The 6149-nt window shown below is 63.9% G+C and carries 7 protein-coding genes; 3 read left to right on the top strand and 4 right to left on the bottom strand.

Annotated features, from left to right (window positions below; all coding sequences use genetic code 11):
* Positions 1-1670, bottom strand: a 1670-nt coding sequence (locus tag EN879_RS20910; RefSeq protein WP_164774487.1) for an FAD-dependent oxidoreductase, incomplete at its 3' end; no start/stop codon positions are given.
* Positions 1667-2554, bottom strand: coding sequence for a phosphotransferase family protein (locus EN879_RS20905; RefSeq protein ID WP_063169919.1), 888 nt, complete (start codon positions 2552-2554; stop codon positions 1667-1669). The genes EN879_RS20910 and EN879_RS20905, both read right to left, overlap by 4 nt.
* A gap of 403 nt (positions 2555-2957) precedes the next feature.
* On the opposite strand from EN879_RS20905, the gene EN879_RS20900 reads away from it, so the two are divergent.
* On the top strand, positions 2958-3734 hold the full coding sequence (locus tag EN879_RS20900; protein WP_013528029.1) for a DeoR/GlpR family DNA-binding transcription regulator: 777 nt from the start codon (positions 2958-2960) through the stop codon (positions 3732-3734).
* Here the strand turns inward: EN879_RS20900 and EN879_RS20895 are convergent.
* Positions 3731-4630 (bottom strand): NAD(P)/FAD-dependent oxidoreductase, encoded by a 900-nt coding sequence (locus EN879_RS20895; RefSeq protein WP_063169920.1) that lies wholly within the window; start codon positions 4628-4630, stop codon positions 3731-3733. The two genes, EN879_RS20900 and EN879_RS20895, sit on opposite strands and share 4 nt — an antisense overlap.
* Complete coding sequence (locus EN879_RS20890; RefSeq protein ID WP_063169921.1) at positions 4620-5069, bottom strand: Rrf2 family transcriptional regulator; 450 nt, start codon at positions 5067-5069, stop codon at positions 4620-4622. The genes EN879_RS20895 and EN879_RS20890 overlap by 11 nt, the downstream gene beginning before the upstream one ends.
* A 263-nt stretch (positions 5070-5332) precedes the next feature.
* On the opposite strand from EN879_RS20890, the gene EN879_RS20885 reads away from it, so the two are divergent.
* Entirely contained in the window at positions 5333-5989 is a 657-nt protein-coding gene (locus EN879_RS20885; RefSeq protein WP_081714289.1) for a DedA family protein, read from the top strand.
* A gap of 75 nt (positions 5990-6064) precedes the next feature.
* The coding region (locus tag EN879_RS20880; protein WP_164774488.1) for a LysR family transcriptional regulator at positions 6065-6149 on the top strand (85 nt) is incomplete at its 3' end.

Below are 6149 nucleotides of genomic sequence, written 5' to 3'. Positions count from 1 at the left end.
GTGCGGAAGCCTGTGCCGGTGACGATGTAGAACTTCTCTTCGGCCAGCCGCGCCACCGTCAGATCGGCCTCGATGCCGCCGCGTGTGTTGAGAAGCTGCGTGTAGGTCAGCCGGCCGACCGGCTTGCTGACGTCGTTGGCGCAGACCCAGTCCAGCGCCTTCAGCGCATCGGGCCCGCTCAGCTCGTATTTGGCGAAGGAGGATTGATCGAAGATGCCGACTTTTTCGCGCACATGCCGGTGTTCGTCGCCGACCGCCACAAACCAGTTCTGCCGGCCCATCGAATAGATGTCCTGCGGCTCGACGCCTTCGGGCGCGAACCAGTTAGGCCGTTCCCAGCCGAGCTTCGAGCCGAACACGGCATTTTGCTGTTTCAGCCTGTCGTAGAGCGGCGAGACGATGCGCGGCCTCCCGCTGGCATACTCCTCATGCGGAAAGCCGATCGTATAGTGTTTGCCATAGGCCTCCAGCGTGCGGTCGCAGACCCACTGACGGTCACGGTGCAAATTAGCAAAGCGCCTGATGTCGACCACCCACAGGTCGAGCGGTGCTTCGCCATCGACCACCCACTGCGCCAGCACCCAGCCAGCGCCGCCGCCCGAGGCGATGCCGAAGGCGTTGAAGCCGGCGCCGACAAACATGTTGGCGCATTCGGGCGCTGTGCCGAGAATGAAATTGCCGTCCGGCGTAAAACTCTCCGGCCCGTTGATCATCTGCTTGACGCCGACGGTTTCCAGTGCCGGCACGCGCGCGATCGCTTGGCTCATATGCTGCTCGAAATGGTCGTAATCATCGTCGAACAGCCTGAATTCCCAATCATTGGGGACGTCACCGCCGGGGAGACCAGTAGCCCAGGCCTGCGGGTTCGGCTCATAGCCGCCCATCACCAGCCCGCCGACCTCTTCCTTGAAATAGGTGCGCCGGTCCGGATCGCGGATGGTCGGCGCGTCGGTCGCCAGTCCGTCGATCTTCTCGGTGATGATGTACTGGTGCTTCACCGGCTGCAGCGGCACGTTGATGCCGGCCATGGCGCCGACCTGCCGCGCCCACTGGCCGGCGCAGTTGACCACCTTGTCACAAGCAATGTCGCCCTTGTTGGTCTTCACCGCCGTGATGCGGCCGTCCTTCATTTCGAAGCCGATGACGCGGACATCCTCGAACAGTTTGGCGCCATGCATGCGCGCGCCCTTGGCCAGCGACTGCGTGATGTCGGAGGGGCTCGCCTGGCCATCGGTCGGCAGCCAGGAGGCGCCGACAAGATCGCCGGTTTCCATGAGCGGCCACATTGCCTTGACTTCCGCCGGTGATAGCAATTGCATGTCCATGCCGAAGCTTTTCGCCGTCGTCGCCAGCCTTTTGTACTCGGTCCAGCGGTCGGCATTGGTGGCGAGCCCGAGGCAGCCGGTCATCTTCCAGCCGGTGGCAAGGCCGGTCTCGGCCTCGAGGCCCTTGTAGAGGTCGACGGAGTATTTCAGCACGCGGGTGATCGAAGCCGACGAGCGCAACTGGCCGACAAGGCCGGCGGCATGCCAGGTCGAGCCCGAGGTCAGCTTGCCTTGTTCGAGCAGAACGACATCGGCCTTGTGGTCGCGCGCCAGATGATAAGCCGTCGAACAGCCGATGATGCCACCGCCGATGACGACGATGGCGGCCTGGGTCGGCAATGTCATGATTTCTGCATCCCGTACTTCGTTCTGTAGTTTTCCAGCGCCGTGTCGAGCCGGGCGAGGTTTTCCTCGGTGTAGGCGACGTAGTCGATACCGGGCGCGTCGAGATAGAGCTCGGACACCATGCTCCACATCGCCTCGCGCAGCAGCGAGGCGCATTGCATGGCCGCGTGCGAACGGCGGATCGCTTCGTCCGGTTCCTTCATGAAATAGGCGGTCAGGAAGGCGAAGGATTCCTCGTCGCTCATGCCGGCGTTGGAGGCGGCGCCTGCGAGGTCGAACATCGCCGTGTTGAAGCCGGCATATTCGAAGTCGATCAGCCACAGCCTGTTGCCGTCGTCGAGAATGTTGGCCGGCAACAGATCATTGTGGCCAAAGACGATCGGCAGCAGTTTCTGCGCGCGCTCCAGTTCGTCGGCCAGCGTCAGCAGGCGCGGCAGGTCGCTGCGCTTGCGGCTGCCGCCTTCTTCAAGCGTGCGCGCATAGTCGCGAATGACATGGAACACCCAGAACATGAAGCCGGCGCCGGAGACGTGAGTGGGCATCTCCCGGTGAAAGGCGCGCATCAGGGCTGCGACGCGGCCAAGATTGGCGCGTACGTCCTCGGCGAGATAGGTCTTGGCGCCGAGAAACTCTGTGACCATGATGCCCGGTTCGGCATGGCGGACGGCCGGCGCGAAACCGGCGGCATGCGCCGCCCGCGCCGTCATCACCTCGCGCTCGCGAAAGACATGGTGGAACGGATAGTCCTTGCCGAAGCGCACGACGTGTCGTCCCGCCGCGTCCGTGACCACATAATTCGCGTTGCTCAGACCGCCGGGCAGCGGTGCGATCTCGATGCCACCGGTCCAGCAGGGCAGGGCGCGGATGCGGTCTTCGGCGGTCACGGAATCATCCCTGGTTTGCTGGGCTTCGACAAGGCGCCGTGAACAGCGCAACGACGGCGGGGAGAAACGTAAATAATCTCGTCGGTGCGGGACGCCAGGATCGGTATCCCGCACCGCACCGACGAGCCCCTTGGCCAGGTTTTTGAGCCCGGCATCCGCCCCCGCGGATCTGAAAATTCCTTGTACAGGCACGTTCCAAACGGCCTGATCGCTGAGTTGCGGCTCTGCCCCCAGTCGCAGATCTGAAGCCTGTTAATGTCTTTGATTTCACGCCAGGGTTTCCCGCTTGTCAATAAAAAGCTGTGACTTTTTTTGGGTATTTTGCCTGAAAGCATAAGGTAGTTCCTTTAAAAGCAATTGAATTACCTTAGAATCGGTCAAGAGCATCAGTTCGGGAAACCAGATGGCCCAGTCCAAACGACACGGCGAGATCCTGCGGCTCCTGCAGGAAGAGGGCACCGTCACCATCGCCAGTCTGGCCGACCGGCTGGGCGTGTCGCTCGAGACGGTGCGCCGCGACGTCAAGCCGCTGACCGGTGATGGCTCTGTCCTCAAGATGCATGGCGCCATCGGCCTGCCGTCAATGATCGGCGAAGCGCCGTTCGAGCGGCGCATGCGTGAGAACGCCGACGCCAAGCGCGTCATTGCCCGCATGGTCGCCGCCACCATCCGCGACGGGGAATCCATCATGCTCGACACCGGAACGACGACCTCGTTCCTTGCGCGTGAACTGCTCGGCCACCGGCGCCTGACGGTCGTCACCAATTCCTCGGACATCGCCCGCACGCTGGCCACCATCAACGGCAACAAGGTCTATATGGCCGGCGGCGAGTTGCGCAGCGATTCCGGTGCTGCTTTCGGCGCCTCGGCGATCGATTTTGTCAGTCGCTTCTCGGTCAGTCACGCCATCATTTCCACCGGGGGCGTCGACGCGGTGATGGGCGTCATGGATTTTGATCTGGATGAGGCCGAGTTCGCCCGCATGGTGCTGTCGCGCGGCCAGCGGTCCCTCGTCATCACCGATCACTCGAAATTCGGCCGTCTTGGTCTGGTCCAGGTCTGCGGCTTCGACAGCTTTTCCGAACTCGCCACCGACCGCTCGCCGCCGCACGACCTGGCCGCCGCCCTTGCGCAGGCCGGCGCCCGGCTCAGCATCGCCGGCGCGGAAGCCGGGTTCTAGCCGAAGACCAGCGATTGGTGGGCGCAGACGCCCGCAAAGGTGCCACCCGATACTGCAAGGGCGATGTTGTGCATCGAACGTGCCGCGTCGCCGGCGGCGTAGACGCCGGGCACGGTCGTCTGCTGCCTGTCGTCGACTGATATCACCGGGCCGAGGAGGCCTTCGGTGAAGCCGCAGCCGAGCTGTTCGGCCAGCGGGCTGGCCATGATATTGCGCGGAGCGGTGAACACCGCCCTGACGCCGGCCTTTCTGCCGTCGTCGAGGTGGACGATCAATCCGCCGGAGCCGTCTTCCTCTAGCTCGGCAACGCTGGTGGGCTCAAACCGCACCTTTCGGCTCTCCAGCGCGCGCATCTGCTCTGTGTCAGGCTCGAACAGGCCATTGCCGAACAGCGTGACATCGCCCCAATCGGTGATCAGCTGTGCCTGATGCATGGACATCGGACCGGTTGCGAGCACGCCGAGCGGCCCGCCGGAAACTTCGTAGCCGTGGCAATAGGGGCAGTGCAGCACGCTCTTTCCCCAGAGCTCGGCAAGCCCGGCAACCTCCGGCAGGATATCGCGCACCCCAGTGGCCAGTACCAGCCGTGCCGCGCCGAATGTCTCGCCACCCTCGGTGGTGATTTCGAAATCGCTGCTGCCAGCGGCAAGGGCCTTGTCGGCGCGCCCGTCGACAACCCTGGCTGTCGGATAGGCCAGTAGTTGGCGCCTTGCGTCATCCAGGATTGCGCCGGGCGCGCGCCCGTCATGTCCGAGGAAGCCGTGCGAATGCTCGGCAAAGCGGTTGCGCGGCCGGCCGGCGTCGATCACCAGCACCTTGCGTCCTGCCCGCGCCACCTGGATGGCGGCGGACAGGCCGGCAAAGCTGCCGCCGACGACGGCAAGATCATACTGCATGGCTGGAGACTCCAATGAGGTCAAAACGGCGGCGGAAATCGGCGGTCAGGTCAGCCAGCGTGATGCGGCTCAGCTTCTCCGCCAGCAGCCTTTCGGCGGCGTTGCGAAAATCGTCGAGCACGGCGATCACCGCCTGCTCGACGAGGCAGCCGGGGCTTTCCGGATCGGTGCTGAACGGCAGCAGTGTCTCGCCAAGGGCGACGCTGATCTCGGCCAGGGATATTTTCTCGGGCGCCCGCCCGAGCAGCCAGCCGCCACCGTGCCCGCGCGACGAGGTGACGATGCCGGCGTCGCGCAAGCCTGCGATGGTGCGGCGGACCACCACCGGATTGGTGTGGATGAAGGTGGCAAGCTGCTCGGAGGTCAGCGCCTGTTCGGGCTTCTCGGCCATGTGGACGAGAATGTGCAGGGTAGAGGACAGTCGGCTGTTGCGCTTCATGTAACTTAGTTAGTTACGATTGGTGTCGATGTCAAACACGTCTCGTCCGCGCCGAGGCGCAATGTCCACGCAATCCATTCGCGGCAAACAGAACCAGTCGGTGCGCGATTCGCCTCGTATGCCGGCGCCAAGGCGTCGGACCCGACATATGCAACGGATTTCGGGTCCGACGCTGACTGCAGCAAACGCCACGCCGACCGATCGAAGCGTTGGATCCAGGATGAAGGTTGCCTGATGCTTTGTCTTTTCTCCAGAGATGGACCGTGGCACCGTTTGGTGTCGGCGTCACCATGTCGCTTCGCATGACGGGGCCGCTGGCAGCCATCCTCGGCTTCGGTCTGTTGGGCGTTTTCTGCCTCGCCTTCACCGAAAAGATCCTGCCAATTCCGCCCTCGCATGTGCTGCTGCTGTTCCTCGGCATGACGGCGGCGCCGGATGCTTCGACGCTGGCGATCCTGCTGATGGTGACGACGCTTGCGTCCGCCAGCGGCTGCCTTGTCTGGTATGCGGTCGGCCGCCGGGTTGGACCTGACCGTGCCGACAGGCTGGTCGAGCGTTTCGGCAAGTACGTGTTCCTGCGTCACGCGACCTACCGCAGGCTCGGCCAGGCCTATCGGCGCAATCACGTCCGGGTGTCCTTGCTGGCGCAGTTCATCCCGACTGTGCGCAATTACCTGCCGATCGCCGCCGGCGCACTCTGTCTGCCCGCTTTGCCCTTCGCGGCCGCGACGCTGCTCGGCGCCACGTTCTGGAACGCGGGCTTTCTCACCACCGGCTATCTGCTGCGCGGCAGCGGCCGGGACTCCTTCACGGTGGGCCTGCGCATCATTGTCATCGTCGTGGCTCTGGAGACGGCATTCATGCTTGCGCTGCGCTATGGCCCCGCATGCCGGCGGCGCATCAAGTTGGCGCTCGGTTGAGCGCCAGCTCTCAGGTCATGGGATAAGCTCTGCAGTCGGCTTTCCTTCATTCGGCCGCCGGTGTTTAGTCCGGGCATGGCTTTCACCATCCGCCAGCTGCAGTTCTTCATCGCCGTTGCCGAGCAAGGCACGGTCTCGGGCGCCGCCCAGAACCTCTCCA

It is taken from the genome of Mesorhizobium sp. M7A.F.Ca.AU.002.02.1.1 (assembly GCF_003998535.1).
Classification (GTDB): domain Bacteria; phylum Pseudomonadota; class Alphaproteobacteria; order Rhizobiales; family Rhizobiaceae; genus Mesorhizobium; species Mesorhizobium ciceri.
This window is presented reverse-complemented; position numbering and strand designations above follow the sequence as displayed.